Origin of the sequence: Kytococcus sp. HMSC28H12 (genome assembly GCF_001816045.1) — a bacterium.
Classification (GTDB): Bacteria; Actinomycetota; Actinomycetes; order Actinomycetales; family Dermatophilaceae; genus Kytococcus; species Kytococcus schroeteri.
This window is the reverse complement of sequence record NZ_KV824552.1, coordinates 1-1,675: the sequence shown is the minus strand read 5'-3', so window position 1 is coordinate 1,675 and position 1,675 is coordinate 1. Positions and strand designations below refer to the sequence as shown.

Sequence of the window (1,675 nt, the reverse complement as noted above, 5' to 3'; positions counted from 1 at the left end):
GGCTGCACCGGGGCGTGGACGGCGATGCAGTAGCGCATCTCTTGGATATGACGTTGGTTGCAATGACCAGGAGACGTGCCTCGAAGGGCTCCGCCGACGTCGAGCCAGCGAAACCCTTCTGGACATCGAGTCAGTCGCCCTCTTCTTCGAGATCCTCCAGCACCTCGAGGGGCGATTCCACGTCCCCGCGCCACGCTTCCAGCCCCTCGCGGACGGCGAGGAAGGCGACGACCAGCGCGGCGACGGAGTCCGCCCACCACCAGCCGAACAGGCTGTTCAGCACGAGACCGATGAACACCGCGCCCGAGAGGTAGATGCAGAGGATGAGCTGCTTGGCATCGGCCATGACGCTCTTGGAGCCGAGTTCGCGCCCGGTGCGGACCTCGAACCACGCCAGCAGCGGCATGACGACCAGGCTCAGCGCAGTGATCCCGAGGCCCAGCGGGCTGTGATCGGGGCCCTCTTGGCCCATCAGAGCCAGCACGGCATCCACGGAGACGTACGCGGCGAGGGCGAAGAACGCGATGCCGATCGCCCTCACGGTCACCTTCTCCCACCGCTCGGGGTCCTTGCGAGTGAACTGCCACGCGATCGCCACGGCCGACAGCACCTCGACGACCGAGTCCAGGCCAAAGCCGATCAGCGCGGCCGACGAGGCCAGCACACCCGCGGCGACGGCGACGATGGCCTCGATGACGTTGTAGGTGATCGTGAACCCGACGATGAAGCGGACCCGGCGGTGCAAGGTTGCGCGGCGCTCTGATGTCAGCGCCGCGCTCATGCGTTCGCCTCCGCCCCGCAGCAGCCCGGCACCGGGCACGCGACGTCCACACACGGCGCACTTTCGTCGACGGCCAGAGTCACGTCCATGAGCTTCGTCAGTGCCGCAGCGAGGTGAGGGTCGGCGATCTCGTACCGGGTCTGCCGACCCTCGGGCTCGGCGATCACGATCCCGCAGTCGCGCAGGCAGGTCAGGTGGTTCGAGACGTTCGAGCGGGTCAGTTCAAGGTCGCGGGACAACGCAGCGGGGTAGCTCGGGCCATCCAGCAAGGTCATCAGGATTCGGGAGCGCGTCGGGTCCGCCATGGCCCGGCCCAGCCGGTTCATGACGTCGAGGCGAGTAGCAATAGTCAGCATGCACTGAACTATACAGCGATGACTGCCACGTTGTTGAGTTCGACAGGCTGCCGCACGCGCTCCGCGCGCTTGCCCTTGGGGTTCGTGGTCACCTCTTGCGCCACCCCGGCCACTTCGGCATGCCGTGGCCCTTCCAGGTCTCCACCAGGCCAGCGGCCCAGCGAGCGGACGCGAAGAGCCCGTAGCCGGCCCCGGCGAGGCCCACGGCGACCACGAGCCAGCGCCCGATGCCGAGCCACACGCTCCCGTCCACGTCCAGCGCCCACTGAGCGCCCGCGATGAGCCCCGCGACACCCATCCAGAACCCGGCGACGACAACGGCAACCGGCAGGAGGACGAGGCACATCGCGGCGGCTGCCGACCAGAGCTGACGGGCCTCCAGCTTCGCCGTGGCCCGGTACGCGCGGCGCTGGCCATAGGCCGACAGGGCGTCGTCGGTCTCTCGCTAGTGCCGCGCGTAGATGTCGAACAGCTCGTCGGTGAGCATGATCTGATCGCGCGTGATATCGGGCTCTTCGGAGTTGAGCGTGGGTGCTTG

2 protein-coding genes and 1 pseudogene are annotated in these 1,675 nt (G+C 67.9%); all 3 read right to left on the bottom strand.

Translation table 11 applies throughout. The features are described from left to right. Nucleotides 1-130 precede the first annotated feature (130 nt). Complete coding sequence (locus HMPREF3099_RS08330; protein ID WP_070705543.1) at nt 131-781, bottom strand: cation diffusion facilitator family transporter; 651 nt, start codon at nt 779-781, stop codon at nt 131-133. Continuing rightward, nucleotides 778-1,137: a Cd(II)/Pb(II)-sensing metalloregulatory transcriptional regulator CmtR gene (locus HMPREF3099_RS08325; RefSeq protein ID WP_070705542.1), complete on the bottom strand. Its 360-nt coding sequence runs from the start codon at nt 1,135-1,137 to the stop codon at nt 778-780. The genes HMPREF3099_RS08330 and HMPREF3099_RS08325 overlap by 4 nt, the downstream gene beginning before the upstream one ends. A gap of 88 nt (nt 1,138-1,225) precedes the next feature. Then, nucleotides 1,226-1,537, bottom strand: a pseudogene (locus HMPREF3099_RS08320) (hypothetical protein); the annotation flags it as partial. Nucleotides 1,538-1,675: the final 138 nt, after the last annotated feature.

Bases quoted from the DNA above. Each gene is read 5' to 3' on its own strand.
- HMPREF3099_RS08330 (WP_070705543.1), bottom strand. From the start codon at position 781: ATGAGCGCGGCGCTGACATCAGAGCGCCGCGCAACCTTGCACCGCCGG.
- HMPREF3099_RS08325 (WP_070705542.1), bottom strand. From the start codon at position 1,137: ATGCTGACTATTGCTACTCGCCTCGACGTCATGAACCGGCTGGGCCGG.